This window comes from Rhizobium leguminosarum, from assembly GCF_019798305.1.
Lineage (GTDB): Bacteria > Pseudomonadota > Alphaproteobacteria > Rhizobiales > Rhizobiaceae > Rhizobium > Rhizobium leguminosarum_U.
Genome location: NZ_JAAXDD010000003.1, coordinates 1 through 25,049, shown reverse-complemented (window position 1 = coordinate 25,049; position 25,049 = coordinate 1). Strand labels below are relative to the sequence as shown.

The 25,049-nt window shown below is 59.3% G+C and carries 26 protein-coding genes; 11 read left to right on the top strand and 15 right to left on the bottom strand.

Features of this window, described 5'->3' with window-relative positions; all coding sequences use genetic code 11:
• Positions 1-3: 3 nt before the first annotated feature.
• Complete coding sequence (locus tag HFO99_RS06075) at positions 4-744, bottom strand: helix-turn-helix domain-containing protein (RefSeq protein ID WP_222300859.1); 741 nt, start codon at positions 742-744, stop codon at positions 4-6.
• 277 nt (positions 745-1,021) lie between these two features.
• Between HFO99_RS06075 and HFO99_RS06070 the strand changes: the two genes are divergently transcribed.
• Positions 1,022-1,936 carry a DMT family transporter gene (locus HFO99_RS06070; protein WP_222359956.1) on the top strand — a complete coding sequence of 305 codons (915 nt, stop codon included), beginning with the start codon at positions 1,022-1,024 and terminating at the stop codon, positions 1,934-1,936.
• Positions 1,937-1,970: 34 nt separating this feature from the next.
• On the opposite strand, the gene HFO99_RS06065 is transcribed toward HFO99_RS06070, so the two are convergent.
• The 5 genes from HFO99_RS06065 to HFO99_RS06045 all read right to left on the bottom strand — a co-directional run bounded on the left by HFO99_RS06065 (position 1,971) and on the right by HFO99_RS06045 (position 6,561).
• Complete coding sequence (locus HFO99_RS06065; protein ID WP_222359954.1) at positions 1,971-3,173, bottom strand: ROK family transcriptional regulator; 1,203 nt, start codon at positions 3,171-3,173, stop codon at positions 1,971-1,973.
• Positions 3,174-3,269: 96 nt separating this feature from the next.
• On the bottom strand, positions 3,270-4,469 hold the full coding sequence (locus HFO99_RS06060; RefSeq protein ID WP_222359952.1) for an MFS transporter: 1,200 nt from the start codon (positions 4,467-4,469) through the stop codon (positions 3,270-3,272).
• Positions 4,470-4,484: 15 nt separating this feature from the next.
• Positions 4,485-5,261 carry an SDR family oxidoreductase gene (locus tag HFO99_RS06055; protein ID WP_222359950.1) on the bottom strand — a complete coding sequence of 259 codons (777 nt, stop codon included), beginning with the start codon at positions 5,259-5,261 and terminating at the stop codon, positions 4,485-4,487.
• Positions 5,262-5,285: 24 nt separating this feature from the next.
• On the bottom strand, positions 5,286-6,149 hold the full coding sequence (locus HFO99_RS06050) for a MurR/RpiR family transcriptional regulator (protein WP_222359948.1): 864 nt from the start codon (positions 6,147-6,149) through the stop codon (positions 5,286-5,288).
• 22 nt (positions 6,150-6,171) lie between these two features.
• Positions 6,172-6,561, bottom strand: coding sequence for a RidA family protein (locus HFO99_RS06045; protein ID WP_222300802.1), 390 nt, complete (start codon positions 6,559-6,561; stop codon positions 6,172-6,174).
• Positions 6,562-6,672: 111 nt separating this feature from the next.
• On the opposite strand from HFO99_RS06045, the gene HFO99_RS06040 reads away from it, so the two are divergent.
• From HFO99_RS06040 to HFO99_RS06030, 3 genes are read left to right on the top strand one after another with little or no spacing between them, the layout of a single operon-like run.
• On the top strand, positions 6,673-7,155 hold the full coding sequence (locus tag HFO99_RS06040; RefSeq protein ID WP_222300804.1) for a hypothetical protein: 483 nt from the start codon (positions 6,673-6,675) through the stop codon (positions 7,153-7,155).
• 31 nt (positions 7,156-7,186) lie between these two features.
• A complete protein-coding gene (locus tag HFO99_RS06035; RefSeq protein ID WP_222359946.1) occupies positions 7,187-8,662 on the top strand; it encodes a M81 family metallopeptidase in 1,476 nt (491 codons plus the stop codon).
• The gene (locus HFO99_RS06030) at positions 8,663-9,763 is read left to right on the top strand and encodes a D-TA family PLP-dependent enzyme (RefSeq protein ID WP_222359944.1); all 1,101 of its coding nucleotides are present in this window, start codon (positions 8,663-8,665) and stop codon (positions 9,761-9,763) included.
• 284 nt (positions 9,764-10,047) lie between these two features.
• Here HFO99_RS06030 and HFO99_RS06025 read toward each other — a convergent pair whose 3' ends face one another.
• From HFO99_RS06025 to HFO99_RS05995, 7 genes are all read right to left on the bottom strand, one after another.
• Positions 10,048-11,136, bottom strand: a complete 1,089-nt coding sequence (locus HFO99_RS06025) for a Shedu immune nuclease family protein (RefSeq protein ID WP_222250449.1) — start codon at positions 11,134-11,136, stop codon at positions 10,048-10,050.
• A gap of 317 nt (positions 11,137-11,453) precedes the next feature.
• Positions 11,454-11,993 carry a hypothetical protein gene (locus HFO99_RS06020; protein ID WP_222359942.1) on the bottom strand — a complete coding sequence of 180 codons (540 nt, stop codon included), beginning with the start codon at positions 11,991-11,993 and terminating at the stop codon, positions 11,454-11,456.
• A gap of 158 nt (positions 11,994-12,151) precedes the next feature.
• Positions 12,152-13,285, bottom strand: coding sequence for an ABC transporter ATP-binding protein (locus HFO99_RS06015; protein WP_222359940.1), 1,134 nt, complete (start codon positions 13,283-13,285; stop codon positions 12,152-12,154).
• 94 nt (positions 13,286-13,379) lie between these two features.
• The gene (locus HFO99_RS06010) at positions 13,380-14,585 is read right to left on the bottom strand and encodes an ABC transporter substrate-binding protein (protein ID WP_222300861.1); all 1,206 of its coding nucleotides are present in this window, start codon (positions 14,583-14,585) and stop codon (positions 13,380-13,382) included.
• Positions 14,586-14,658: 73 nt separating this feature from the next.
• Positions 14,659-15,516: a carbohydrate ABC transporter permease gene (locus tag HFO99_RS06005; protein ID WP_018071212.1), complete on the bottom strand. Its 858-nt coding sequence runs from the start codon at positions 15,514-15,516 to the stop codon at positions 14,659-14,661.
• Entirely contained in the window at positions 15,513-16,397 is an 885-nt protein-coding gene (locus tag HFO99_RS06000) for a carbohydrate ABC transporter permease (RefSeq protein ID WP_222359939.1), read from the bottom strand. Before HFO99_RS06000 ends, HFO99_RS06005 begins: the two co-directional genes overlap by 4 nt.
• A 13-nt stretch (positions 16,398-16,410) precedes the next feature.
• Complete coding sequence (locus HFO99_RS05995; RefSeq protein WP_222359937.1) at positions 16,411-17,568, bottom strand: Gfo/Idh/MocA family protein; 1,158 nt, start codon at positions 17,566-17,568, stop codon at positions 16,411-16,413.
• A gap of 329 nt (positions 17,569-17,897) precedes the next feature.
• Here HFO99_RS05995 and yghX point away from each other — a divergent pair, with 329 nt between their 5' ends.
• Positions 17,898-18,785, top strand: coding sequence for a YghX family hydrolase (gene yghX, locus HFO99_RS05990; protein ID WP_222359935.1), 888 nt, complete (start codon positions 17,898-17,900; stop codon positions 18,783-18,785).
• A gap of 128 nt (positions 18,786-18,913) precedes the next feature.
• On the opposite strand, the gene HFO99_RS05985 is transcribed toward yghX, so the two are convergent.
• Together HFO99_RS05985 and HFO99_RS05980 are read right to left on the bottom strand one after the other, a co-directional pair.
• A complete protein-coding gene (locus HFO99_RS05985) occupies positions 18,914-19,351 on the bottom strand; it encodes a DMT family transporter (RefSeq protein ID WP_222359933.1) in 438 nt (145 codons plus the stop codon).
• Positions 19,348-19,833 (bottom strand): DMT family transporter, encoded by a 486-nt coding sequence (locus HFO99_RS05980; protein ID WP_027690174.1) that lies wholly within the window; start codon positions 19,831-19,833, stop codon positions 19,348-19,350. Before HFO99_RS05980 ends, HFO99_RS05985 begins: the two co-directional genes overlap by 4 nt.
• A gap of 263 nt (positions 19,834-20,096) precedes the next feature.
• Between HFO99_RS05980 and mug the strand changes: the two genes are divergently transcribed.
• The 6 genes from mug to HFO99_RS05950 all read left to right on the top strand — a co-directional run bounded on the left by mug (position 20,097) and on the right by HFO99_RS05950 (position 24,483).
• Positions 20,097-20,639: a G/U mismatch-specific DNA glycosylase gene (mug, locus tag HFO99_RS05975; RefSeq protein ID WP_261316488.1), complete on the top strand. Its 543-nt coding sequence runs from the start codon at positions 20,097-20,099 to the stop codon at positions 20,637-20,639.
• Between the two features lie 52 nt (positions 20,640-20,691).
• Complete coding sequence (locus HFO99_RS05970) at positions 20,692-22,452, top strand: MOSC and FAD-binding oxidoreductase domain-containing protein (RefSeq protein WP_222359931.1); 1,761 nt, start codon at positions 20,692-20,694, stop codon at positions 22,450-22,452.
• A 95-nt stretch (positions 22,453-22,547) separates the two neighbouring features.
• The gene (locus HFO99_RS05965) at positions 22,548-23,393 is read left to right on the top strand and encodes a pirin family protein (RefSeq protein ID WP_222359929.1); all 846 of its coding nucleotides are present in this window, start codon (positions 22,548-22,550) and stop codon (positions 23,391-23,393) included.
• Positions 23,394-23,453: 60 nt separating this feature from the next.
• The gene (locus tag HFO99_RS05960; protein ID WP_003547964.1) at positions 23,454-23,672 is read left to right on the top strand and encodes a hypothetical protein; all 219 of its coding nucleotides are present in this window, start codon (positions 23,454-23,456) and stop codon (positions 23,670-23,672) included.
• A gap of 140 nt (positions 23,673-23,812) precedes the next feature.
• Positions 23,813-24,082, top strand: coding sequence for an antitoxin (locus HFO99_RS05955; RefSeq protein WP_222359927.1), 270 nt, complete (start codon positions 23,813-23,815; stop codon positions 24,080-24,082).
• Entirely contained in the window at positions 24,079-24,483 is a 405-nt protein-coding gene (locus HFO99_RS05950) for a type II toxin-antitoxin system VapC family toxin (RefSeq protein ID WP_222359925.1), read from the top strand. Before HFO99_RS05955 ends, HFO99_RS05950 begins: the two co-directional genes overlap by 4 nt.
• Positions 24,484-25,049 lie beyond the last annotated feature (566 nt).

The window sequence follows — 25,049 nt, the reverse complement described above, 5'->3', positions numbered from 1 at the left end:
GCTTCACTGCCGTTGCCGGTAGGCGGAGGGTGTGACGCCTGTGCCCAATTTAAATGCCCGTGTCATGTGGCTCTGGCTGCTGAAGCCGCAGGCCGAAGCGATCTGCGCGATCGGGTCCATGCCGGATAACATCGATTTGGCGCGCTCGATACGCCGGTGAGCCACCCAGCCATGTGGGGACACACCATAGCTTGCCCGGAACATCCGCTGAAAATGAAAGGCGCTGAGCTGCCCGATCGCCGCCAGATCCTGCAAGCGGATTGTCTCACCGAGATTGGCCTCGATATACTCCAGGATCCGGCGCCGCACGTGAGGAGCGAGCCCGCCGCTGATCGCACGGGGACGCATCCCTCCGTAACGCGGATCAACGAAGAAATCGTCGATCGTCTGCGTCATCGCTTCTTCAGCCAGCAGGTGATCACCCGCCAACATCGCTTCGCTCAACTGCCGAAGCCTATGCGCCAAGACGGGTGCATCGGCGAAGGTCGCTTCGGCAACAGCCATACGCCTGGAATCGCGGTCGAACGTCTCGGCAAACATCCGGCGCATCTGGTCGTCGGGAACGTAGAGATGAACGAATTCGAACGGATCGGTGATTTCCCATTCGGACGAGTGCCCCTGCGGCATGACGCACAAGGCGCCGGGCCGGCCTTGAGCGGTGGGGCTGCCGTCCAGACGGCGGGTTCCGGCGCCGCCGTTGAGATAAAGGCTGAACGTATGTCCGTCCGGGCGCTCATAGCTCATCCTGTCGCTGCCATTGCTCCAGAGGGCCGCAGATCGCCCGAACCCCAAATCGATGGACTGCGACATCCGCGCAGAGGGAGATGCGGACAAAAACCTGAAAACCGAGAGACGGCTATCTTTCACCAATTCTTCCCCGCACCTGGCCACGCCTTGCGAACAATACCGGTGGGTGGCCCGCATGGCGAGCAGGAAGTCCGGGCAAATCTATTTCATAGCAAGAATCTGCAAGAGACCGGGTCAGCGTTGGCATATCGATCAAGAAAACGAGGATCACGCCATGGCAAATGCCGCTCTCTTCATCGCCACCGTCCTGATATGGGGAACGACTTGGATCGCCATTGCGATGCAGGTCGGTCCCGTGCCGGTCCTGGTCTCGGTCTTTTACAGATTTGCGGTCGCAGCCGTGATCCTCATCGCCATCCTGGCTGTCATGCGGCGGCTCAAGCTCCCTGCCTTGCGCGATCAACCTTTCATCCTTTCGCAAGCGCTCTGCCTGTTCAGCCTCAATTTCATCTGTTTCTACAACGCCGCCACCTCTATCCCGTCCGGGCTGATCTCCGTGATCTTCTCGCTCGCAACGATCTACAATGCCGTCAATGCGCGCCTCTTCTTCGGCGACCGCATTACAGGCCGCACACTTCTCGCAGCGGCGCTCGGAGCAACCGGGCTCCTCCTCCTTTTCGGACAGGACGTTGTCGTCGATTTCGACATGGGCACGTTGAAAGGGATCGGGCTCGCGGCGCTTGGCACGCTGTTCTTCTCGCTGGGCAACATGGCATCGCGTCGAAACAGCGCGGCCGGAATCTCACCGCTGATCGCCAATGCCTGGGGCATGACCTATGGCACGATCATCCTCCTCTTCCTGATTGCCGTGACGCGAACGCCGATCGTGGCGCCGCCCAACATCACCTATCTTGCCGCGCTGCTCTATCTCGCGGCAATCGGATCGGTGATCGGCTTCACCACCTATCTCATGCTGGTGTCGCGCATCGGCTCCTCACGCGCTGCCTATGCCACCGTCCTGTTCCCGATCGTCGCCCTGTCCCTGTCGACGGTCTTCGAGGGCTACCACTGGAGCGGCCTAGGTCTGATCGGCCTGGCGCTGACGCTTCTCGGCAACGTGGTCATCTTTGCGCGACCTCTGGCCCGTCGCCCGCCGCAGTCAGAGGCGAGGCTGCCGGTAGGCGGATGAGGGGCCGGCCTCGGCAATCTGACCAGGAAAGGCTCTAGCCGAGCGGCTTTTGCAGAACGTCGAAGCGCGGATTGGTTTCGGAAAAGATCGGCAGGGCGGCAGCGCCGAGAATTGCCGTATCCTTGCCGGTCATGCCGATCATCACGCGGGGCACCGTCCGCTGCTGGTTAGGATCGATCGGGGTGTGCAGCGGCTCCAGCCGCTCTGCAAGCCGAAGCATCAGCGATGTCGATATGCTGCCGCCGAGCACGATGGTCTGCGGATCGAAGGCCAGTTCCAGAAAATCGACGGTCTGCCGCAGCGGCTCGACGGCCTGATCCAGCCAGGTATCGAGACCTTCGCCGCCCCTGGCGATCAGCGCGTCGAGATCGTCGGGCGACAGTTCCTCGGCGTTGGCAATGCCCATGAGTTCATAGGCGACCGACAGCGAGATGTAGCGATCCAGACAGCCGCGCTTGCCGCAGCTGCAGAGCTTGCCATGCGGTTCCACGATGATGTGGCCGATCTCGCCGGCATTGTTGCGGCTGCCCTTGTAGAGGTGACTGTCGAGGAACATCCCGGCGCCGACGCCACCGCCGCCGGCGAGGAACAGATAGACAAAGCTGCCAAAACCGCGGGCGACGCCATGAAGACGCTCGCCGATCGCCGCTGCCGTCGCGTCATTCTCGACGAGCACCGGCACCTTTACCCGCTGTTCCAGCTCATGCCCGACAGGAAAACCCTGCCAGCCGGGCAGGTTCAGCGGACTGAGCGACGTGGTGCCACCATCGGCATAGCGGCCGGGCAGGGCCATCCCGACGCCGAGCAGCCTGTTCCGGTCGAAGGTGAAGGCCTGCTGAAGATCCTCGACGATGGACTGGAGAGCCGGCATGGCCCGTTGCGGATCGGGATGTTCGACATGGCGCTCGATGCGCGCGCAAACGGCGCCGGAGAGGTCCGTCAGAACGCCGCTCGCCCGCTGGCGGCTAAGTTCGAGTCCGATCGAATAGGCGCCGCCCGGATTGATGGTGTAGGGAATGATCGGCTGGCCGCGGGCCAGCTTCTGCGCCTCGGACGGAACGAGAATGTGCGATCGCTCCAGTTCCTCGACGATATTCGAAACAGTCTGAGCAGTCAGCGCCGTCATCCGGGCGATTGCCGCGCGCGACAAGGGACCATTCGTGCGGACAGCCTCGATCACCACACGCCGGTTGTGAGACTTGGCCTGCTCGAGATTCGTGCCGGAGATTGCCTTCATGTCGCCTTCAAAGGAAATGCAGCATCACCCTTGTCACAAGACGAACACTGATGAAAGCTCCATTCTTCGTCACGTCCTGTTTGCCGTGACATCGGCTCAATGGGCATGGTGTCTCTGCAGAAAGCCAAGGATGACTATCCCCGATAGTCCTGTGACGGCGCTGAGGATGGCCGTTCCAGAATAGCCGGTCACATAGGTGCCGGCGGCAAAAACCAGCGCGCCGATCCCGGCGCTGGCAAAGATGTTGACGGAGATCAGCGCGCTGCCGAGCCCCGGTCGATCGGCAATCAGATCCTGCAGATAGGTGATCGGAAAGCTGATGATCGCCGCCGCTCCGATGCCGGCGAGCAAGGTGAGCCCATAGAGATGCCACGGCTCAGAGGCAAGGCCGAGAAGGCTGAGGAAGACGGCGTAGATTATGGTGCCGGCCGCAAGTGCCGCCATCTGGCCGGTTTTCCGCGCGATCCGCGACCAGATGATGATGAAGACGACCTCCAGCAATGCGACGATGCCGACAAGAATGCCGACATCGCTGAGCCTGCCATGCGCGGCACCCGTGACAATCAATGGCAGCAGGGCGTCATTGAGATGCAGCGTGCTGGTGATCAGCGCCACCCCGCAAATATGCGCGGAAATCCGCGGCGAAACCACTTGGCGAAGCGCGCCGAGATAGGTGAGATGATGAACTGCTGCCATCTCCGTCGCCGCCCGCTTCGGCAAGGCGAAGATGATGATTCCCTGGCAGAGCAGACATGAAAGGCCAGCAAAGAGGTAGGCCGGCAGCATGCTCGATGCGCCAGACAGCAGCAGGCCGGTGATGCCGGGGATCAGGACCCAGGACAGAGAGATCATGGCGCGTACGCCTGAGTTGGCCGTCACCATGTCGCTTCGGGTCATGCCATGCATCGCCGCGCGCGCATTGGCAAACAGCAGCGAGTTCAGCGCCCCGTAGATCGGCAGAGGCAGCAAGCCGGCGATGACGAAGACGGCGGCGCTGGGAAAGGCGTAGACCATGCCGTAGCCGACGATGCCGAACAGGCAGGCGCCGATCATCGTCGACCGGTACTCGCCTAGCCGGTCGGCGAGATTGCCGAGCAGGATGCTGATGACGACGTTCACCGCTGCCGAGACGAAACTCAGGAAGGAATAGAGGCCATCGCTCAGCCCCAATTCGCGGATACCCACGACCGAACGATAGGGTGCAGTCATCGCCCCCGCCATCCCGAAGGTGAAAATGGCGATCATGCTGGCGCGAATCGCCGGATTGCGGAAGACGTCGGGGAAAAGGCGGCTCATGCGGGCATCTGAATGTCAGTAGTGCTCCGATTGGGAGAATGTCCGCGCGAGCTCGGCCTGGCCTGCCGTGAGGCCGCAATCGACGGGCAGGCAGACGCCGGTGATGGAAGCGGCCTGGGGACCGGCAAGGAAGGCCACGGCATTGGCAACATCTTTCGGATCGATGACCCGCTGCAGCGGATACCAGCGGCGTGCTTCCTCGAAAACGTTCGGATTGGCGCTCGCACGGGCTTCCCAGGCCTGAGTCTTCACCGTGCCGGGTGCGACGGCGTTGGACCGGATCCCGAACTTGCCGTATTCCACGGCGACCAGCCGGGTGAAATGCAGAAGGCCGGCCTTGGCGACGCTATAGGCCGGGTGCCCGAAGACATGCATGCCGTTGACCGAGGCAATGTTGACGACGGAACCCTTCGAGGCCTTCAACATGGGCTCGAACGCGCGGAAACATAAGAATGCCGCTTCGAGATTAAGCGCATTGTCCGCCCGCCAGATCTCGGGCGTCGTGTCGTGCAGGCTGGTGGCGCGGGCCGCACCCGCATTGTTGACCAGGGTTCGAACCACACCGACGTCGGCGGCACGTCTTGCCAATTCCGCAATGCTCGTCTCGCTGGTCACATCGCATTGGACGGCGACGAAGCGATCGTCCGGCCCGAGCTTCGACGCCACGGCAGCCGCGGCCTCCGCATCGATATCGGCGAGCAACACGACGTCGTGGTCATCGGCGAGCCGTGCGGCGATCGCCGCGCCGATATCGCCTGCAGCGCCGGTAACGATGGCTATCGACTGCGTCATTTTCTGTCGCTCCCGCTCATGAACTCAATCTCCAAGCAATTGCCGGTCGTCGCCGTCACGGTGAATGACCAACTGCTGCTTGATACGCCGAAGCGTGGTCGTCGCCTTCGGCTGAACGGCATAGGCGACCAGGCTCGACAGGATATCGATCGTCGCGATGTAGGCGATCCGCGTCGAGGTCGGGCGATAGATATTGTGGCCCTCGGGAAGATCGATCGGCACGACGATTTCGGCGGCCTTGGCAACCGGGCTGGCCGTCTGGGTGAGCGCGATCGTCTTCACCTTAGTCTGGCGGGCAAGCTCGAAGGCCCGCACCAGCTCCATATTGCGCCCCGAGAAGGACGAGCCGATCAACACGTCGCCCGGCCTTGCCGCGGCAGCCATCATCAGCTGCATGCTGTGGTCGGAACTTGCCGTGATGCGAAGCCCGAGACGGAAGAGCCGGTTCTGAAGTTCGTCGGCGATCATCGACGAATTGCCGCCCGAGCCGAACGCATAGATCATATCGGCCTTGGCGATATGCGAAACGGCGGCCTCGATCGCGGCCAGATCGAGCGACCGATGCAGGAGAAAGAGCGCGTTCTGGGCCTTGGTGATGATATCCTGGGCAACATCGGCCGGATCGGTGCTTTTCGATTCCGGTTTCAGATAACGCACGCCGATATGGGCGGTGCGGGCAAGCTGCACCTTGAAGTCGGAAAAGCTCTCGCAACCGAGCCGCCGGCAAAAGCGCGTGACGGTCGGCGGCGATACCTTGGCCCGTTCCGCTAGCTCGATGATCGAGGCATTCACGGCAAACTCGAAGTCGTTGACGATAATCTCCGCGATGCGGCTCTCAGAGGGAGAGAGACGACCCTTGTCTTCCTGCAGCGTTGAAAAGATATCCAAGCCCGTCCCCCCCGATGGTTTTCTATCTAACCTTCTTCTTATAGGCCACGCAGTCGATCTCAACCTTGCAATCAACCATCATCGACGATTGCACACAGGCGCGTGCCGGCGGATGTTCGCCGAAATACTCCTCATAGATTTTGTTGAAGGTCCAGAAATCGCGCGGGTCATCGAGCCAGACGCCGACGCGCACGACGTCCTCGATGCCATATCCGGCTTCATCGAGGATCGCCAGGACGTTGGCGATCGTCTTGTGGGTCTGGGCGATGATATTGCCGTCGATGATTTCGCCATTTTCCATCGCAACCTGTCCGGAAACATACAGCCATCCGTCGGCTTCGACCGCACGTGCGAAAGGCAGCGCCTTGCCGCCGGCGCCCGTTTGAACAGTGCCATAGCGCTTGATCGGCATGCTGAAGTCCTTGCAAATTATTTTCTTGATAAGTTGACAAATGACCATAGAAAGCAGAATTTGACCAGTGAAAAACACGATTTATGAAAAGAATTTCAATCCGGGGCTGATATGCGCGATCCTTTCCAGAATCCTTTCCCGTCAGGCAGTGCCCGGCATGCAATCTGGGAAATGCTCGTTTCGCGCGATATCGATGCGTTTCTGGCCGCCGACTGGTCGATGGTCGAGCATGACTTCGTCGAAGAGGGCTTCATCGGTATCGATGCCCAGAAGCAGGTCAGCCCCGACAGGTGGCGTCTGGCATTTCCGACGCTGTCAGCCTATCGCCAGGAATGGCTGAGGCAGGCAAAGGATTTCGCCGAGCAGAGTTTCGCAGAAGATGCGCGCACGGCGATCTTCACCACGACGACGCTTGAGGATATCGAAATCGAGGGCGAAATGGCCCTCGTTCGCAAGAAATTCGACGGCGGCATTACCAAGAGCGACGACACCCGGGACGTCCTGCAATGGCAGACGCTCTATTACTGCAGGCTTCACCAAGGACGCTGGAAGATCTCAGGTTTCACCGGCTACCTGCCGAACCCGATGGGTTGACGCAGGGGTCGACAACACGAAGGCCACTTTCTTGCGCATTTTCACGGCAGCATTGGCGACGGAGACCAACACCTTTTCCCCGATCTGCGTGGATCGCCGCGCATTCGAAGCCTCGCTTTATGCCTCGCCCGGCCAACATCCCGCAACACCGACGCTCTGCACCGCGCCGATCACCGTCGGAAGGCGCGTCACCCGGGAAAAGGGTTGGGACCTGATCGAAGGAACCGCCACCTGGGCCGATCCCGCAGGCCTCGTCAACCGGGCGACCTACGAGGAGCTGCGTGACGAAATCCTCGGGCAGCTCAGCGCGGCAATGCCCGTCGACGCCGTTGTCATGGGCCTGCATGGCGCCATGGTGGCAGCCGGATACGAGGATACGGAAGGCGATCTTCTCCAGCGCATCCGTGAAATCGTCGGGCCTGATGTTCTCATCTGCGCTGAGCTCGACCCGCACAGCCATCTCACCGCAAAACGCGTCGCTGCGCTCGATTTCGCTGTCTATTTCAAGGAGTTTCCGCATACGGACTTCGTCGACCGCGCCGAGGATCTCTGGCGCATCGCCGTCGAAACGCTCGAAGGCCGGATCAAGCCTGATATGTCGGTGTTCGACTGCCGGATGATCGACGTCTTCCCGACATCGCGCGAGCCCATGCGTTCCTTCGTCGACAAGATCATGCAGATCGAGACGGATGATCCGGACGTCCTGTCGATCTCGGTGATCCACGGGTTCATGGTCGGCGACGTTCCCGAAATGGGAACGAAGCTGCTTGTCGTGACTGATAATAAGCCGGAGAAGGGCGCGGCTTTGGCGCGCGAACTCGGCCTCGAGCTGTTTTCCAAGCGCGGTACCTTCATGGTTCCGCAGATCGACGAGAAGGAAGCCGTCACGCGCGCGCTTGCCGCAACCGCATGGCCAGTTGTCATCGCCGATGTCTGGGACAATCCGGGGGGCGGCACGGCAGGGGACGCGACTGTTATCCTCGGAGAGCTGATCGCCCGCGGCGTCATGAGTGCTGCGATCGGCACGATCTGGGATCCGGTGGCTGTCCAGATTTGTTTTGCGGCGGGCGAGGGGGCGGAAATTCCGTTGCGTTTCGGCGCCAAGTCGGCGCCCGGCACTGGCAATCCCATCGATGGCACCGTCAAGATCGTCAAGCTGGTGAAGAATGCCGAGATGCAGTTCGGCGAGAGCTTCGCGCCTTTCGGCGATGCCGCACACATCGTCCTCAACGGCATCGACATCATCCTCAATTCGACGCGCGCCCAGAGCTTCGATCCGAGCCTGTTTTCGGTGATGGGCATCGATCCCGTGAAGCAGAAGATCCTGGTGATCAAATCGACCAATCATTTCTTCGCGTCCTTCTCCAGGATCGCGGCCGAGATCCTTTACTGCTCGGCCGGAACGCCCTATCCCAATAATCCGGCGACGACGCCGTACCGGCGGGCGCCGAAGACCATCTGGCCGATCGTGGCCGATCCACATGGAAGAGAACGCGGAGCCGCCTAGATGCATGATGTCAGCTTTGCCGTCGTCGCCAAGGCAGGTGATAGGATCGCCGATCTCTCGACGCCGCGTCCTGTCATCGATGAAGACCGGCTGGCGGCAAACATAGGCCGCGTTCAATCCTATATGGATCAGCACGGGCTGAACTTCCGCCCGCATATCAAGACACACAAGATCCCCGCTCTCGCCGTCGCGCAGATCGCCGCCGGCGCCAAGGGCATCAATTGCCAGAAGGTCACGGAAGCCGAGGTCTTCGCCGAAGCCGGCTTCGGCGACATCCTGATCACCTTCAACATCCTCGGACAGCAGAAAATCGAGCGCCTGGCCAAGTTGAACACGAAAATCCCGGCCCTCAAGGTCGTCGCCGACAGCGAAGTGACGGTCGACGGGCTGGCGGCCCATTTCTCCGGCCACAAGCCGCTGGCCGTGCTGGTGGAATGCGATACCGGCGGCGGACGCTGCGGCGTGCAGACCTCCGAGGAAGCAGCCTCCCTTGCCAAGCGCATTGCTGCTGCCGACGGCCTCACCTTCGGCGGCATCGTCACTTACCCGAAGCCGCAATCGGCCGCCGCCGTCGAAGCCTTCATCACCGAGGTGCTGCAACGGCTGCAATCGGAAGGCATAACCTGCCCGATCGTCAGCAATGGCGGAACGCCAAGCCTGTTCGAAGCGCATCTGGTCAAATCGGCCACCGAACACCGCGCCGGCACCTATATCTATAATGACCGCCAGATGGTGCGCATGGGCCATTGCACCGAGGACGATTGCGCCATGCACGTACTGGCGACCGTCGTCTCACGCCCAACCGCCGACCGCGCCGTCATCGATGCCGGCTCGAAGGCGCTGACCTCGGATCTTCAGGGTTTTAGCGATTACGGCCTGATCGTCGGCTATCCCGAGGCAAAGATCACCAGCCTCTCGGAAGAACACGGGGTGATCGATCTGTCGAACTGCACCGGCCCCCGGCCGCAGATCGGCGAGAAGCTCTTCATCATCCCGAACCACACCTGCGTGGTGTCCAACCTGTTCGATACGATGGTCTTTCATCGCGGTGGCGTGGTGACCCGCGTCGAGGAGGTCGCTGCCCGCGGGCTTGTCTGGTAGGGAGCGGCTGCGGTTGAGGGCGAGATGGCCCTGATCACTGAAGGCCTCGGTATCAGCAGGATTCGGACGCTAGTATCGCAAGACGTGTGCGCCGCGGGCGACTTCGTTGCCAATGGCGGACATCGGCTCTACGGGCGAGTGTCCGCTTTGGGGCCGGGAGCGGAATCGCGCTTTCGGAAACATCCATGAAGATAGTTGCTGTCTGGGAAAGCGTAAGAAAGCGCATTTGAGTCCCGAACAGACAAGCTTCTTTGACCAGTCGGGCGGAAGACAATGCCCGCCAGTCAGAAGGATCGATCGTCGTCCTGCACTTCGTCGCTAACGGTCTCTAGGATAAAGCGAGCGCGGTGATACAACTCGTCAAAAGTTAGAATCTCAGGCGAACGGATGTTCCGCCTGAATAGCTCGAAACAAGTAATTTTGTCATCGTTACCTGCGAGCTCATTTAAATGACCCACGACGAGGTAGCTGCGCGGCTCGACAGAATACACCACCTCCCCTGTGTCGTTCCCCCACTCGTCTTTTAGATGCTCACGAAAACGGTCGCGGGCGAACTCATACGCAGTCTTCTGAACCTGCGTGACTGCGTTCGATACCTCTTGGGAAATCCCCCAGCAACCCGAACGATACAAATCAGGCTGGAGCAGACCGGTGCTGCTCTTTTTTAGTTCTACCAAGACGAATTGACTGATTTCAGCGCGGGTCCGCATCAGCGCATCTGCACGCTTGCCGCTTCGATCAAACGCGTTGCCGGTCGTTGTTTTCTCGAGTTTACCACCCAAGCCGTCGAGAAAGATGTAGTTAAGTCCGTGCCCAAATATCCAAGGATTAGCTTCGAAGAAGGTCTGCCAACTGCGCTCGTTTCCGGTTTCAGAAAGACGTTGTTCAAATTCAGCGAGCGCCTGCCGCTTCGACGCCACCGCATACACGTCAGTGTGGAGTTCAGGCGCCTCGGCCAGCTTCGCCAGTAACTCCGGTCCCTTTGTGCTCTTGAGTATCGCTCCAAGCGCACCGAGGTTAAGATCATCAAGCGACAGCTGCATGCCCTGTTCCTCGCTCAGATCAATTCGCGAGATCACAGATAGAAACTGATTGATCTGCGAAAGCTGAAATTGGTTGACCTTCACCTCACCGTCGGCGCTCCAACCAAATCGTGCGTGGTGTTTCATCTTGGTAATCTTGAAAGTGCCGAAATCGCCTCGATCCCGCACCCAAAACGCGCTTATGGCCAACTTGCATTTGGGGGTGACATCAATTTCGCCAATGAAGTCCTCGCTTTCGCCAACGATCGTCGCGTATGCGCCTTGGCGGGTGGGGTGTTTATAAAGCTGGTTTGGCTTGTAATTCTTGAGATATTCGGTGTCGTCGCCCATGTGGAAATGGTACCATCAGTTGCAATGCTTTCAAAGCTAAGACGAGCGCTCAGCTTAATGAATCCCGCCCAGCATCGCTTCACCGACTTCGGGTGGCTGACGGCTAAAATCGGTGCGATAAATGAATTTGCGGCTTTTAAAACTGTCATCGCTACCGCGCTATGTCTGATATTGGCGGAAGGCAGTCGCCCAGGTCACATGCGGCGCAGGTCGGCTCGGAGACCTTCACAGACGGTCACCGATTCGTCGCCTTCACCTATGCTCCAAGTCCCAAAGCTCCTGGACTTGCGACCATCAACTTTACAATGCCACGTCCGCTACTTCTTCCGCCAGGAGTTGATTTCTTTAGCGAGTTGCGGATCGTGTCGTAGTTCGTCAACCGCATCTTTGCTGATAACGGCCTTCGACCGTCTTAAAGGTCCAATCAGCAAGAGGCGGCTTTCTCCATTGGCGGGATCTTTTGCCAATTCAATAAGTTGGGGAAGCGTCTCTTCAGTTACCGATCCGGAAAGCGCGCAAGCTAACGCCTCCTTAAAACCCAGCACGAATTCCGTCTCCTCACCGGGAAAAACAGAGCCTTTGCCCTGTTTGGCGTTGATGTATTGCTGAACGAGGAAATCCCAATATTCGCTGGCCGCGGGAACCGCTAGAGCTCTGGCAATTCCGCTTCGTGTTCGATCGGAATAAGGGAATTGCAAATGCTTCATCAAGATCGGCACCAGATTCGGATACCCACTTCTGCTGTTAACCAGGTCCCAGATCGAGGTGATGTTCGCGCCTGCCTCGCGTAGATCGTTGACAATAGGCTTTTCCTCTTCAAGTAGGCGAGAGTCGCGAATGGCCCAAATATCGCTCATTTTGGCCTCCTAATCGAATGGCACTCCTATTTGGATCACCGCTTTATGTCCCTGCAATTTATCAAGGAACCGTCAATTGCCCTTTTGAGAGGTCCGATCTTCGGTGCTTGTGGAATTACCACCAGGATAATATGACTGCTGAAACAGAGCCAGCCGCCTCAAGCCGCCGTCGGATTGATCACGTTCATATCGATTTCGGTCAGTTCAACGCGCCGCTCGAAGGCAATGCCTGCCTCGTCGAAAAGATGGCAGTCCGCGGCATTGATGCCGGTTGAGACAGGCGCATCGGCGCGGATGCCGACGCTGCCGGGGAGCATGGCGCAGAAATTCTCGGCCTCGCCGTTGAGTGAGGCATAAGCCACCGTATTGGCACCGAGGCGCTCGATGACGGTCGGCGTCACGGTGAAGACGATATCGCCGCCGTTGAGCTGGATATGCTCTGGACGAATGCCGAGCGTCAAAGGCTTGCCGACCATGCCGTCACGCGGCGTCACCGGCAGAACGGCGGACTGGCCGAGATAATCGACTTCGACGCCGCCCGCGCTGACGCCCTTGCAAGTCACGGGGAGAAAATTCATTTTCGGGTTGCCGATGAAGCCGGCGACGAACTGGTTGGCGGGCTTGTGATACAGCTCCAGCGGCGCGCCGGTCTGGGAGATGTTGCCGGCGTCGAGCACGACGATGCGGTCGGCCATGGTCATGGCTTCGACCTGGTCGTGCGTGACATAGATCATCGTCGCCTTCAACGCCCTGTGCAGCTTGGCGAGCTCGATGCGCATGTCGGCGCGAAGTGCTGCGTCGAGGTTGGAAAGCGGTTCGTCGAACAGGAATATCTTCGGTTCGCGCACGATGGCGCGGCCGATCGCGACGCGCTGGCGCTGGCCGCCGGAAAGCATGCCGGGTTTCTGCTGCAGCCGCTGATCGAGATGCAGGATGCGCGCCGCATTTTCGACCCTGGCCTTGAGCTTTGCCTCCTCCATCTTTTCGACGCGAAGCGGGAAAGCGATGTTTTCAAAGACGGTCATGTGCGGATAGAGCGCGTAGGACTGGAACACCATGGCGATGCCGCGCTTGACCGGCGGCAGGTCGTTGACCCTGATGCCATTGATGACGATGTCACCCGCCGTTGTCGCGTCGAGGCCGGCGATCATGCGCAGCAACGTGGACTTGCCGCAGCCAGACGGGCCGACGAAGACGACGAACTCGCCGTTCTTCACCTCGAGCTGCACGCCCTTCAGAACTTCGTAGTCGCCATAGAACTTCTGAACTTTGTTGAGAAGGAGCTGTCCCAAAAATCTGTCTCCGCCGGCGGCCTTCGTCGCACATTCGCTATAAGGGGAGGGGCCGCGGCCATCCCGCCGCGACCCGAAGAAGCCTCAAGTAAACTTACTTGAAGGCTTCGATTTCGCCGGCCGCCTTCTTGAGCGCGGCTTCCGGTTCGGCCTTGCCCGTGACAACCGACTGGATCATCTCGATCATCGAGTTCTGGAAGCCCTTATAGTCGGTGAAGAGCGGCTCGGGACCACCATAGCTGATGCCGTCGATCAAGGGCTTCCAGTAAGGATCCTTGGCGACGAACTCGTCGACCTTTGCGGAGGGACGCAGGGGAGTGAGACCGGCGCCGCCCTGCAGTTCGTATTCCGACTGTACATCGGGCGAGGTGATGAACTTGGCGAATTCGGTCGCCTTGTCCTCGACCCCCGAGCCCTTGAAGACCGCCAGGCTGTCGGTAATCAGCAGCGTGCCGGGACCCTTGGCGTCGGGGCCGAGCGGCAGCGTCGTGATGCCCCAGCTGATCTGCGTCTTCTTCAGACGGTCGGCTGCACCCGAGCCTGCCTGGATCATCGCCACCTTGCCGTCGAGGAAGATGGCGCGGACTTCGTTCTGCTCATAGGCCGTCGGGCCTTCCTCGGAGTAGGGGACGATGTCCTTATAGGCCTTCAGTGCGGCAAGAATCTGCGGGCTGTCGAGCGTGACCTTGCCCTCGGCATCCGTCACCGCACCGTTGTTGGTGTAAACCCAATGCATGAACTGGTGCATCGTATTGTCGAAGGTCTTGGCGGAAAGACCGAAGCCCGGAATGCCGGTTTTCTCCTTGATGGTCTTTGCCATTTCGATTTCTTCAGCCCAGGTCTTCGGCGGCGTCTCAGGGTCAAGGCCGGCCTGCTTGAAGAGGTCCTTGTTCCAGTAAAGCGCCTTGGTGGAGAAGGCGATCGGAACGCCCCACTGGTTACCCTCGAAGGTTACCGTGTCGACGATGTGGGGATAGTAGGCCTTCTTCTCGTCATCCGTCATCGGCACCGGAACGATGAGGTCGTTCTGCGCGAATTCCTTCAGCGTGCGCGAGCCGACATAGGCCATCGCCACCGGCGTGCCGGCGGCGGCAAGCGTCGTGGCCTTATCCTGGCACTGCGCCCATCCGACGACCTCGGGGGTGATCTTCCAACCCGCGTTCTTTTCTTCCCACTGCTTGATGTATTTGGTGTGGACCGGGTCGATCGTGTCGCCGCAATAGATCCAGCTGATTTCCTTGTCGGCCGCCTGGGCAGTGACCGCGGTCAATGCCGTCGAACCGAGCAAGGCGAGCGCCATAAGGCCTGTCTTGATTGATATGCTCACGTCGTAACTCCCGTTCTTGTGTTAGCTGTTCACTCGTTTTTTGCTCTTATTGTTTCACCGCACCGGCGGTCAGCCCGCCGACAAGGTAGCGCTGAAGGAAGAAGATGACGACCATCGCCGGCGCGATACCGACGAAGGAAGCCGCCATCAGTTCGTTCCAGATAACCTCCTGCTTTCCGAAGTAAGCAAAGAGCCCCACCGGCAAGGGCATGTATTCGGTCTTCGAGTTGAACGTCAGCGCGAAGATGAATTGCTGGGCGTAGGCGCCGATGAAGGTGGTGATGGCGACGACGATAATCCCCGGCATCGCAATCGGCAGGATGACCCGGCGCAGCGTGTAGAAGTGGCTCGCGCCATCCATGTAGGCCGCTTCGTTGAGTTCCTGCGGAATACGGATCATGTAGGTGCGCAGCAGCCAGATCGCCGAAGGGATCAGGAAGGCGACGCCAGGCACGATCATGGCGAGATAGGTGTTGAGCACGCCGATGCTCCGCATCAGCCGGAAGAGCGGGATCAACAGCACGGCGCCCGAGAACATGTTCACCGTCAGGAAGGCGCCGAGCAGGATGCCCATGCCCTTGAATTCGAACTTCGCAAAGGCATAGGCCGCCGGAATGACCAGGCAGAGCACGATCAGCGTGACGATGATCGAGATGAAGAACGAGTTGAAGATATAACGCCCGAAGCCCGGCACGCTGATCCACATCGTCCGATAGGCTTCGAACGAGCCGTTCTCCGGCCAGAAGCGGTAGGGCGAGGAGAAGAGCTGGCTGAGCGGCTTCAGCGACACCAGGAAACCTTCGACGAAGGGCGACAGCACGAAGAAAAGAAACAGCGCGATACCGCAATAGATCAGGATGATTTCCCACCAGCGGTAACGGTCGATCATGGCTGCATTGCTCATGCGCGCTTCTCCGGGTTGAGGCGGCGGGTGACGCGGAAATAGGCGAAGCAGAAGAGCGACAGGAAGATGCAGATCAAAACGGCGCGCGCGGCACCTTCACCGTATTTCTTCGAGCCGATCGCGGTCTGATAGGTATCGATGATCATCGTCGTCGTCTCGCCGCTCGGTCCGCCCTGCGTCAGGATCCAGATAATGTCGAACGAGTTGAAGGTCGCGATCAGCGACAGCATCGACATGGTGATGATCGCCGGAACCATCAGCGGCAGCGTGATGCGGCGAAAGCGATACCAGCGGCCGGCGCCATCGGTCCAGGCGGCCTCGTAGAGATCCTTCGGAATGGATTGGATTGCGGCCAGGAAGTAGATCGTCACCAGCGGCACCCCGATCCACACATCGGTGATGATCGTTGCCCAGAAGGCGGTGCTTCCATAAGCGAGGAAGGCGACCGGACCGTCGACCAGACCGAAGCGCTGCAACATGCCTGATATCATCCCGAACTGGCCATTATACATCCAGCCCCACATGAAGATGCCGATCGCCATCGGCACGATCCATGGCGGCATGGTCAAAAGCCGGAATAGCGAGCGGCCGGGGACCGCGGCATTCAGCATGGTCGCACCGAAAGTGCCGATCACCATTTTCAGCGCGACCGAGAAGAATGTCCAGATGAAGGTGCGGATGATGACTTCCGCAAACCGCTCGTTGAAGATCTTCTCGTAATTGACCCAGCCGACCCAATTTGTGGTCTTCCTGAGGGACGCGTCGGTGAAGGAGAGAATGAAGGTATCAACCAGCGGATAGGCGACGATCGCCAGAACATAGAGCACAGCCGGAAGAAGAAGGATGCAAGCGAAGATGAAGGTGCTTCTTTGAACACTCATCCTGCCGCCCCCCTCAAGCCGCTCTTGCGTGAAGGGCTTCGTCGAAGCGGTCCCAGATGGGTCTGAGATCGACGACCGCCTTCTTCATCCTCGCTTCGTCCATCGCCAAGGCGAGGATGCCGGCTTCGAGCGCATTTAGCGTGGACACGGGGAGTTCGAGCCCGGTGCGCACGCTTTCAAGCAGGTCGCTCGCCATCTGTTCATCGGCGCCGTAGTGCTGGGAGAGCTCGGTGGCGGCATATTTGGTTTCGACAATCTTGTTGCCGGTCAGTTGTTCGTGCACATCAAGATAACCGCGAACGAAATCGCCTTCGGCCATGCCGCGCGAGCCCATGATGGCGAAGCGGCGGAATTGGTCGGGCACATTCAGATTGGTGTGGAAGTTCATGCCGACGCCATTGGTATATTCGACGATCGCCACCTGATAGTCGATAATATCGGCATCGCTGTCGAAGACCTTGTCCGATCCCATCCATCCGCTCGGCTTGCGGTGGAAAAGCTCGAGGTCGTTGATGCCCTCGCGCGCCGGGTCGTTGGCCGGGATAAAGCTCTTGCGGCCACCGAAACTTGCGACGCGCTCCGGCCGCGCGCCGACGACACCATTATAGAGATCGAGGTCGTGGCAGCATTTCTCCAGCATGAAGCTGCCGGAATAGCGCTCATAGCGGCGCCAGTCGCGCATGAAGAAGGCGCCGTGATAAGGCTCGATATGTTCGGAGGCCTCGATCGACACGATCTGACCAAGCTTGCCCTCGGCCTGGATGGCGCGCAGATCCTTGTAGAGCGGAGAATAGCGCAATACGAGACCCACCATCAGCCGCTCGTGGCCGAACTTCGCCATCAGATGGGCGAGCTCGATGCTCTCGGCGATCGTCGTGACGATCGGCTTTTCGCAAAAGACCTTGAGACCGGCTTGAAGCCCGAGCCTGATATGATCGAGATGCATGTGATTGGGGGAACCGATCATCAGCAGATCGAGCTTTTCGGAGGCGAGCAATTCTTCCGGCGAACCATAGGCCTTGCCGACTGAAATGCCCTTTTCCGTCAATCCAGGAAGTCCGGCGGGTTCCGGATCCACATAGCCGACAATGTCGAAGCTGCTATCGATTGCCTTGAAAACATAGCCGAGATAGCCGAGCCGGAATCCTAGCCCGATGATTCCCACTTTCATGCCGATCAAGTTCCCATTTAGTAATTTATTTTCTTTAAGTTGGGACAAAAATCGGGAGGCGTCAATAGAAAACGGGCCTCAAAGCGCGAGTATGAAATTAATTTTCATAGATCGGTAGCCGGCGGTCGATTGCTGGCTGCCACCGGCCGGATGCCGATTGCCAAAGCGAACAGGGCGCATCTCTTGACGCCGAGGCAGCGAATTCAGCGACAGTTGGCGCAGCCAATGATCGCCCCGGCAAGCTCACGCAGAACTCGCGAAATGTTGAAAAGAGCCACGAGTTTACGTGTGTAGGATAGTGCGAGACCCGAAGGCAAGGAGGAGCCATCATGACCCGTATGACAGCCAAGGATTTCCCTCAAGAACTTCTCGAACTCTACGATTATTACGCGCATGGGAGAATTACCAAGCGGGAGTTTCTCGACCGGGCCGGCAAATTCGCTGTCGGCGGACTTACGGCAGCCGCCATTCTTTCATCGCTGAGCCCTGACTATGCGCTGGCGACCCAGGTCGAGTTCACCGATCCCGATATATCAGCCGAATACATTACCTACCCCTCGCCAAAGGGAAATGGCGATGTCCGCGGCTATCTCGTCCGCCCCAAAAACGCGACCGGCAAAGTTGCGGCTGTGGTGGTCGTCCACGAGAATAGAGGTCTGAACCCCTACATCGAGGATGTGGCGCGGCGCGTGGCAAAGGCAGGTTTCATTGCACTTGCGCCGGATGGACTCACGTCGGTCGGAGGCTACCCCGGCAACGATGAAAAGGGGCGGGAACTCCAGCAGAAGGTCGACCCGGAAAAGCTGATGAACGACTTCTTCGCGGCGGTCGAATTTTTGATGAACAACGATCTCACGACAGGCAAGGTCGGCATCACCGGCTTCTGCTATGGCGGCGGCGTGGCCAACGCGGCGGCAGTGGCCTATCCGGAACTTGCCGCGGCCGTGCCCTTTTACGGACGGCAGCCGCGCGCCGAAGACGTGCCGAAGATCAAGGCGCCGCTGCTTCTCCATTATGCCGGTCTGGACAAGGACATCAACGAAGGCTGGCCGGCCTATGAAGCTGCACTGAAGTCATCTGGAAAGACATTCGAGGTCTACATCTACCCTAACGTCAATCACGGCTTCCACAATGATTCCACGCCCCGCTACGACGAAGCAGCAGCCAAGCTCGCCTGGCAGCGAACGGTCGACTGGTTTACGAAATACCTCGCCTGAGCAGGCTGCGGCCTGAACGATGATGCGCGCGGGGAGGCTTTCCCCGCCGTCCATCCGTCCCGTGGCTTGCGACCGGCCGATGAAATTGCCCGGTCGCAGTAGCACCGTAATCGCAGCACGGCGTTTGGCTATTGCGAGCCGCTGGCTTTGCGTCGGCGGCTGATCATCATTCCGCCGACGATGAGAACAATTCCGGTCGCGTTCGCCCAAAATGACGCTGGAACGGCGCTGATATAATCAAACGCTACCCCTGTTACCATCTGGCCACCGATGATCAGCAGAGCCGAATTAACCGCACCTATTCGGGCGATGACCCAACTGCCCGCCGCCACGAAAACAACGCCGATGGAACCACCCAGATAGGCATACCAAGGCGCCTCGGCAGCACCCGCAGGAAGCAGGCCCCCGGCAAAGAGACCAAGGCAGGTGAGGACAGCAAAGCCTATGGCATGGTTCCAGAAGGATGCGACCAGCGGCGTGGTGGATATGCTCAACCGCCCATTGAGCTGACGACTGAGGCCGACGAGCACACCGCCCAGGCAAGCCAGGAGAATGAACACCGTCACGCCGCACCTCGCCCAAACAGGATAATGAGTGCAGCCCCCGTGACGACCAAGCCGAGTGCTACGATGTCTCGTGTATCCGGATGCCGCTTTGGCAGACCAAACAGTCCCCAACTGTCGGCCGCGACGCTGAAGGCGACCTGGCCTGCCAAACCCAAAGCCAAGGTGCCGGAGAGCCCGAGCGGTGAGTTGACCGCGGTCGAAGTCAGAATGACCGTTGCCGCGCCGGATATCCCACCGAAGTAAGCCCACCAAGGCGCGTTAGGGGCTTTTTCTAGCCTCGGCGTGCGTCGGCGGTGGACCACCAGGAGAAGAACGACGGCTGCTATGATGCCTGTGCCGTGAGCGGTCCACGATGAGAACAGGGGATTCCCATAACGGGCCAACTCCCCATTGAGGTGTACCATGAACGTCAGGAGCCCACCCGTGGCAAAAGCTCCGATGAAATAGATGGGATGCGAATTACGCGCTGCTTCGGTGGTCATTGTAGATCCCGTCAAAGAATCGATTGCGCCTGATATTTTTCAAATTGTCACTACAGCGCCGCGCGTCTTTTCGGACGCGCAAAGGACGCTGTAGCACTTTGAATGGCTGCATAATTCCTGAAATCGATTCCGATTTCAGGAATTATGCAGTAAGGCCATTCATCGGCATTTTCAGCAAGATGATTAGCACCGTCCGATCGACGCATGGTTGGTGTATTTGACAGGCTAAATTCGAGCGACGCCCTACAATGCAAGATGATGCCATGTCCGCGGAACTCGATGGTCCAGACGCCTCCACGATGCCGAAAGCCGGATTGTCGGAAATCCTCGCGCCGGGCCTTTCCGTGGTTTTCTGCGGATTGAATCCGGCTCTCTCCGCCGTTCGCGACGGGCATAATTTCTCGAACCCGAGCAATCGTTTTTGGCGTGTCTTGCATCTGGCTGGATTTACACCGCGGTTGCTGCGCGCCGATGAAGAGCGCGAGCTGCTGCAATATGGCTGTGGTCTGACGTCGGCGGTTTCACGTCCCACGAAAAGCGCAAGCGAGCTTAAGAGGCAGGATTATCTCAGCGCCGCGCCCATCCTGGAAAACAAGATACGAGAGTTTGCGCCAGCCAAACTGGCCTTTCTTGGAAAGCCGGCATACGCGGCCATCAGTCTTCGAGCCAATGTTGAATGGGGTCGGCAGCCCGAGGAATTTGCCGGCGCAGGTGTCTGGCTGTTGCCAAATCCGAGCGGCCTCAACAGAGCCTTCACCTTGACGACTTTGACCGGACACTATCTCGAACTGAGATTGACGCTGTAGCCATCCTCCGTCGATCTCGAAATAGCGATGATCGTCATTCGGGAGAAATGTCATGGTACGCTTGCTTTCGGTCAATGTGGGCCTGCCGCGCAACGTCACCTGGCAAGGCAAGATCGTCAACACTGCCATTTGGAAGACGCCGGTCGACGGCCCGCGTATGGTGCGGCGCCTGAACGTGGACGGCGATGGACAGGGCGATCTGGCTGGCCACGGCGGCGAACGCCGCGCAGTCTTTGTCTATCAGATCGATTCCTATCGGTACTGGCAGGAGCAATTGCGCCGGGACGACTTCGTTTACGGTCAGTTCGGCGAGAATTTCACCGTCGATGGGTTGCCGGATGCAGAGGTCTGCATTGGAGACCGTTACCGGATCGGCGGCGCTTTGTTCGAGGTGACGCAACCGCGCGTCACGTGCTACCGGCTCGGCATACGCATGGACGAGCCGGAGATGGCCGCGCTGGTGGTCAAACACGGCCGACCTGGTTTCTATTTCCGCGTGCTGGAGGAAGGCGAAGTGCAGGCCGGCGACGAGATCACCAAGGTGGCGTCCGGGCCTGAAGGCATGACCGTTTTCGAGATCAACGCGCTGCTTTATATGCCGGGTCACCCGCGCGATCAGTTGGAGCGCGCCCTGCGCATCCCGGCGCTAAGCCCAGGCTGGCGTCATTCTTTCGAGGCCCTGCTCAAGCAGGAGCGGAAGGAAGGAGCGACGACAGGAAATGCCGGGCTGACAGCTGCTCCCGGCCGGCCTCCGGCATGGCGCGGGTTCCGCCCGCTGCGTGTATCGCGCAAGGTGCGCGAAAGCGGCGGCGTGGTTTCCCTCGTGCTCGAACCGGCGGATGGCCAACCTGTTGCCGCCGCACTCCCCGGGCAGTTCGTGGTGCTGCGGCTCGGACGGGATTCGGCGCGTGAGCTGATGCGCAGCTATTCGCTCTCGGGCGAGCCCAGCGCCACGCATTATCGCGTCAGCGTCAAGCGGGAGGTCCATGGTGCAGCCAGCGGCTACATCGACGACGAGCTGCGGGTTGGCGACATCGTGCAGGCAAGTGCGGCACGCGGCAGTTTCACATTGCAGCCGGGCGATAGGCCGATTGTTCTGATGAGTGCCGGGATCGGAGTGACGCCGGTGCTGGCGATGCTTAATGTTTTGGCGGCCGAAGCATCGCCCCGGGAAGTCTGGTGGTTGTATGGAACCCGCAACGGCCGCGAACATCCGTTTGCCGAGGAGGCGCGCGGCCTGCTTAAGGCGCTCGCTCATCATCACAGCCACATTTGCTACAGCTCTCCCGACCCCAAGGATCGGCCCGATATCGATTTTAACGCTCGCGGCCATCTGGATGCGCAGGCGCTCAAGTCGCTCAACCTGCCGAGCGATTGTGACGTCTATGTCTGCGGACCGTCGACCTTCATGAGCGATCTGACCGTCGGTCTTGCAGCCTTGGGTATCGCGCCTGATCGCATCCACACCGAGATGTTCGGCGCCGGTCCCGCGATGACCCCCGGCATAGCTGCTTCGCCCCGCCGGCCACCACATTTGCCGGCAGGACTTCCAGGCTCGGGGCCGATGGTGTCGTTTGCCCGCACCGGTCTCAATGTGCGCTGGAAGCCGACATTCCAGAGCTTGCTCGAACTGGCAGAGGCCTGCGACGTGCCCGTGCGATGGTCGTGCCGAACCGGCGTCTGTCACACTTGCGAGACCGGACTTGTGGAGGGAAGCGTCGGCTACCGGCCGGACCCTGTCGATGCGCCGGCGGATGGCTATGTGCTGATTTGCTGCGCGAGGCCTGAAGGCGACATCGTGATTGATTTGTAATGCCTGGACGAACGCGCCGACCGTGATTCTTGCTCACGAGGCGCGGCGCGGTAATCGCCCGGTGTCGTCACTGCCTTGCAAGCATGGAGGATGCGATGCTGCTCAAGGGCGAACGAACATTCGTGGTGCGGGATATGGGAGGCTTCGTCGCGCATCTGAACATGCCGGGCTGGTTGAAGCCGAAGCCGACCGATCACGGCCAAGGCCCTCTCGCCATGGTCGTTGAATCCATCCTCGATCCCGGCCGCTTGATCGCCATGCACGAGCACAGGAATGACGAGATTATTTCCTGGGTGCCCGAAGGTGTCATGCGTCACGACGACAAGGCCGCTGGCCGACTGGTGATTGACCGCGATCATCTGATGGTGATGAATGCCGGAGCAAGCTTTTGGCATTCCGAAGAGACGCTGGCATCCGATCCGCCTCTGCGAATGCTGCAGATCCTCGTTCGGCCTTATGCGCTTGATCTCGAGCCGAAGATCCAGCACGGGCCGATGCCAGCTGCCACGGCAAACGTCTGGCGACACCTGGTCGGGCCGGAAGGGGAGGGCGCGCCATTCTATGTCCGCAGCGCAATCGATGTCTTCGACATGCGGCTGGACGCGGGCGTACGGGTGGAATTCCCGCAGAAACAAGGCCGATATCTCTATTTCTATGTCTTTAGCGGTTCCGTTGTCGTCGATAAGCAGACGTTCGCCGAAGGCGAGCAGGGGCTGCATTTATCGGATGACAAGCTCGAAGTAGAGGCGCAAAGTGCAAGCACGTTGGTCGCGTTTCTGCTCGACCCGAACGCATCTATCACCAGGCAGGGGACTGTCGGCGACCACAAGAAGATCCCGCCGGCAATCATCATTCGCGCGTTCCTGCGATGGAGGAAATTTCGCCACATGTGGCGTCGTCATCTTTCGCATCGCCGCTCGAAGACCGAAAAGGCGATATGAATGGAACAAGGATGCCCTGAATGGGTTTCGAACCTTAGCGTTCAATAGGAGGAGCATTTCATGCCTACGGTTGCCGCCACACCCATCACTCCACCAGACCAGCACGTTGTAACAGCCCGCGAAGCCATCGAGCCGCTATATGAGAAGCTCGAGCTTCAAACGGAATCGCTGGTCCTGTCTGCGGCGCTGGAAGCGGGATGGTCTTCGGATGAGGCAACCGAGGCATTGGCGGCGCTCAGACTGCAGGATGCACTTTCCACCCTTGGACGAACGGCCTGACCGAGAAACCGACAAGATCGGCTGCGAGGTTGGCAAAGCACCTTCCGGTTCTATCAGATAGGAGATCAACAAGGCTCGACCTTGGTTGAAATCTTCGCCGACGCATTGTATATGCATATGTATATACACAGGAGTCTGATGTGGCCTATTCCCTACATCGAGAACCTATTCCCCCGCGGGAGGCGAAGCTTTTCAGAAACAACAAGAGTCAGGCTGTGCGAATCCCGGCTGACTTTGAGCTACCCGGTGACCGGGTGATGATCCACCGCGACGGAGATCGGCTCATTATTGAGCCTGTGCACCGCAAAAACCTCCTGGAGGTTCTCGCCGGTTTGGAGTCGCTTGGTCCTGACGATCAGTTTCCTGAGGTAGGCGATACCCTGCTTCCTGTGAAAGAAATTGACCTTTGAGCAGGCTTTATATGCTGGACACCGATATCGTGTCGGAGCTTGCTCGAAACCCCAGGGGCGTAGTCGCCCAACGCATCGCCGAAGCTGGGCCCGATGCAATCTGCGTCAGCATTATCATGGCGTCGGAGTTGCGCTACGGGTGCGCCAAGAAGGGATCACCGAAACTACTAGCCCAGATCGAAGCCATCCTTGGCAGCCTATCGGTGCTTGCGCTGGATGTGCCCGCCGATGCTGCATACGGCGGCATCCGGGTCGAAATGGAGGCCGCTGGCAAGCCTATCGGTCCGAATGACCTATTCATCGCTGCCCACGCATCTGCCCTCGGAGCGGTTCTAGTGACGGCGAACGTTGGCGAGTTCATGCGTATTCGCGCCTTGCGGGTCGAAAACTGGTTGGTTTGATGGCCATAAGCCATTTTGGAAATTCAATGTCGATTTGTCCTGGCGTGTTCCTTCTTACCTGGGATCCGGCCTGCACTCCGGACCAACCAAAAGGATCATTGGTCACGGATGGAAGATATCAGCCTCGATGTTGAGCGCCGGCGCATTGGATCATCGCGGTCGCGTCCGGCGAATGTCCCTCGACCTACTTAAACCAGATCCCCGACGACGGCCGTGGAGCAGGCAAATGTCGCAGGATTGCGGATAACCCAAAGCCACGCACACGCATATAGTTCCATCTGTTCCATAAGATGGATTACGCCACTTTGACATGTAAGGGCTATTTAGTAATGCGACAGTTGGGCCAGTTAGAGATGCGACAGTCTCGCCTCTCGACGCACTGGTCAATGCCAACGTCGGGAGCAAGGATGACGACCTTCAGCCTGGTCGAGACCAGGAACGGTCGGAGTCGTCATGTCCTTTATGATCACCATGTCGCAGAAAGAGTTGCATCGCCTCGAAGTCATCCAGAAGATCCGTGACGAACGCCTGAGCGTTGTCCAGGCTGCCGAACTGCTCGACCTCAG

Excerpts from the sequence above, each read along its gene's own strand:
- mug (WP_261316488.1), top strand. The coding sequence starts at position 20,097 with ATGTCCGCGGAACTCGATGGTCCAGACGCCTCCACGATGCCGAAAGCC.
- HFO99_RS06040 (WP_222300804.1), top strand. The coding sequence starts at position 6,673 with ATGCGCGATCCTTTCCAGAATCCTTTCCCGTCAGGCAGTGCCCGGCAT.
- HFO99_RS06045 (WP_222300802.1), bottom strand. The coding sequence starts at position 6,561 with ATGCCGATCAAGCGCTATGGCACTGTTCAAACGGGCGCCGGCGGCAAG.
- HFO99_RS06030 (WP_222359944.1), top strand. The coding sequence starts at position 8,663 with ATGCATGATGTCAGCTTTGCCGTCGTCGCCAAGGCAGGTGATAGGATC.
- HFO99_RS06025 (WP_222250449.1), bottom strand. The coding sequence starts at position 11,136 with ATGGGCGACGACACCGAATATCTCAAGAATTACAAGCCAAACCAGCTT.
- HFO99_RS06070 (WP_222359956.1), top strand. The coding sequence starts at position 1,022 with ATGGCAAATGCCGCTCTCTTCATCGCCACCGTCCTGATATGGGGAACG.
- HFO99_RS06055 (WP_222359950.1), bottom strand. The coding sequence starts at position 5,261 with ATGACGCAGTCGATAGCCATCGTTACCGGCGCTGCAGGCGATATCGGC.
- HFO99_RS05965 (WP_222359929.1), top strand. The coding sequence starts at position 22,548 with ATGCTGCTCAAGGGCGAACGAACATTCGTGGTGCGGGATATGGGAGGC.
- HFO99_RS06005 (WP_018071212.1), bottom strand. The coding sequence starts at position 15,516 with ATGAGCAATGCAGCCATGATCGACCGTTACCGCTGGTGGGAAATCATC.
- HFO99_RS06020 (WP_222359942.1), bottom strand. The coding sequence starts at position 11,993 with ATGAGCGATATTTGGGCCATTCGCGACTCTCGCCTACTTGAAGAGGAA.
- HFO99_RS06060 (WP_222359952.1), bottom strand. The coding sequence starts at position 4,469 with ATGAGCCGCCTTTTCCCCGACGTCTTCCGCAATCCGGCGATTCGCGCC.
- HFO99_RS06065 (WP_222359954.1), bottom strand. The coding sequence starts at position 3,173 with ATGAAGGCAATCTCCGGCACGAATCTCGAGCAGGCCAAGTCTCACAAC.
- yghX (WP_222359935.1), top strand. The coding sequence starts at position 17,898 with ATGACCCGTATGACAGCCAAGGATTTCCCTCAAGAACTTCTCGAACTC.
- HFO99_RS05995 (WP_222359937.1), bottom strand. The coding sequence starts at position 17,568 with ATGAAAGTGGGAATCATCGGGCTAGGATTCCGGCTCGGCTATCTCGGC.
- HFO99_RS05980 (WP_027690174.1), bottom strand. The coding sequence starts at position 19,833 with ATGACCACCGAAGCAGCGCGTAATTCGCATCCCATCTATTTCATCGGA.
- HFO99_RS05960 (WP_003547964.1), top strand. The coding sequence starts at position 23,454 with ATGCCTACGGTTGCCGCCACACCCATCACTCCACCAGACCAGCACGTT.
- HFO99_RS06010 (WP_222300861.1), bottom strand. The coding sequence starts at position 14,585 with ATGGCGCTCGCCTTGCTCGGTTCGACGGCATTGACCGCGGTCACTGCC.
- HFO99_RS05970 (WP_222359931.1), top strand. The coding sequence starts at position 20,692 with ATGGTACGCTTGCTTTCGGTCAATGTGGGCCTGCCGCGCAACGTCACC.
- HFO99_RS06075 (WP_222300859.1), bottom strand. The coding sequence starts at position 744 with ATGAGCTATGAGCGCCCGGACGGACATACGTTCAGCCTTTATCTCAAC.
- HFO99_RS06000 (WP_222359939.1), bottom strand. The coding sequence starts at position 16,397 with ATGAGTGTTCAAAGAAGCACCTTCATCTTCGCTTGCATCCTTCTTCTT.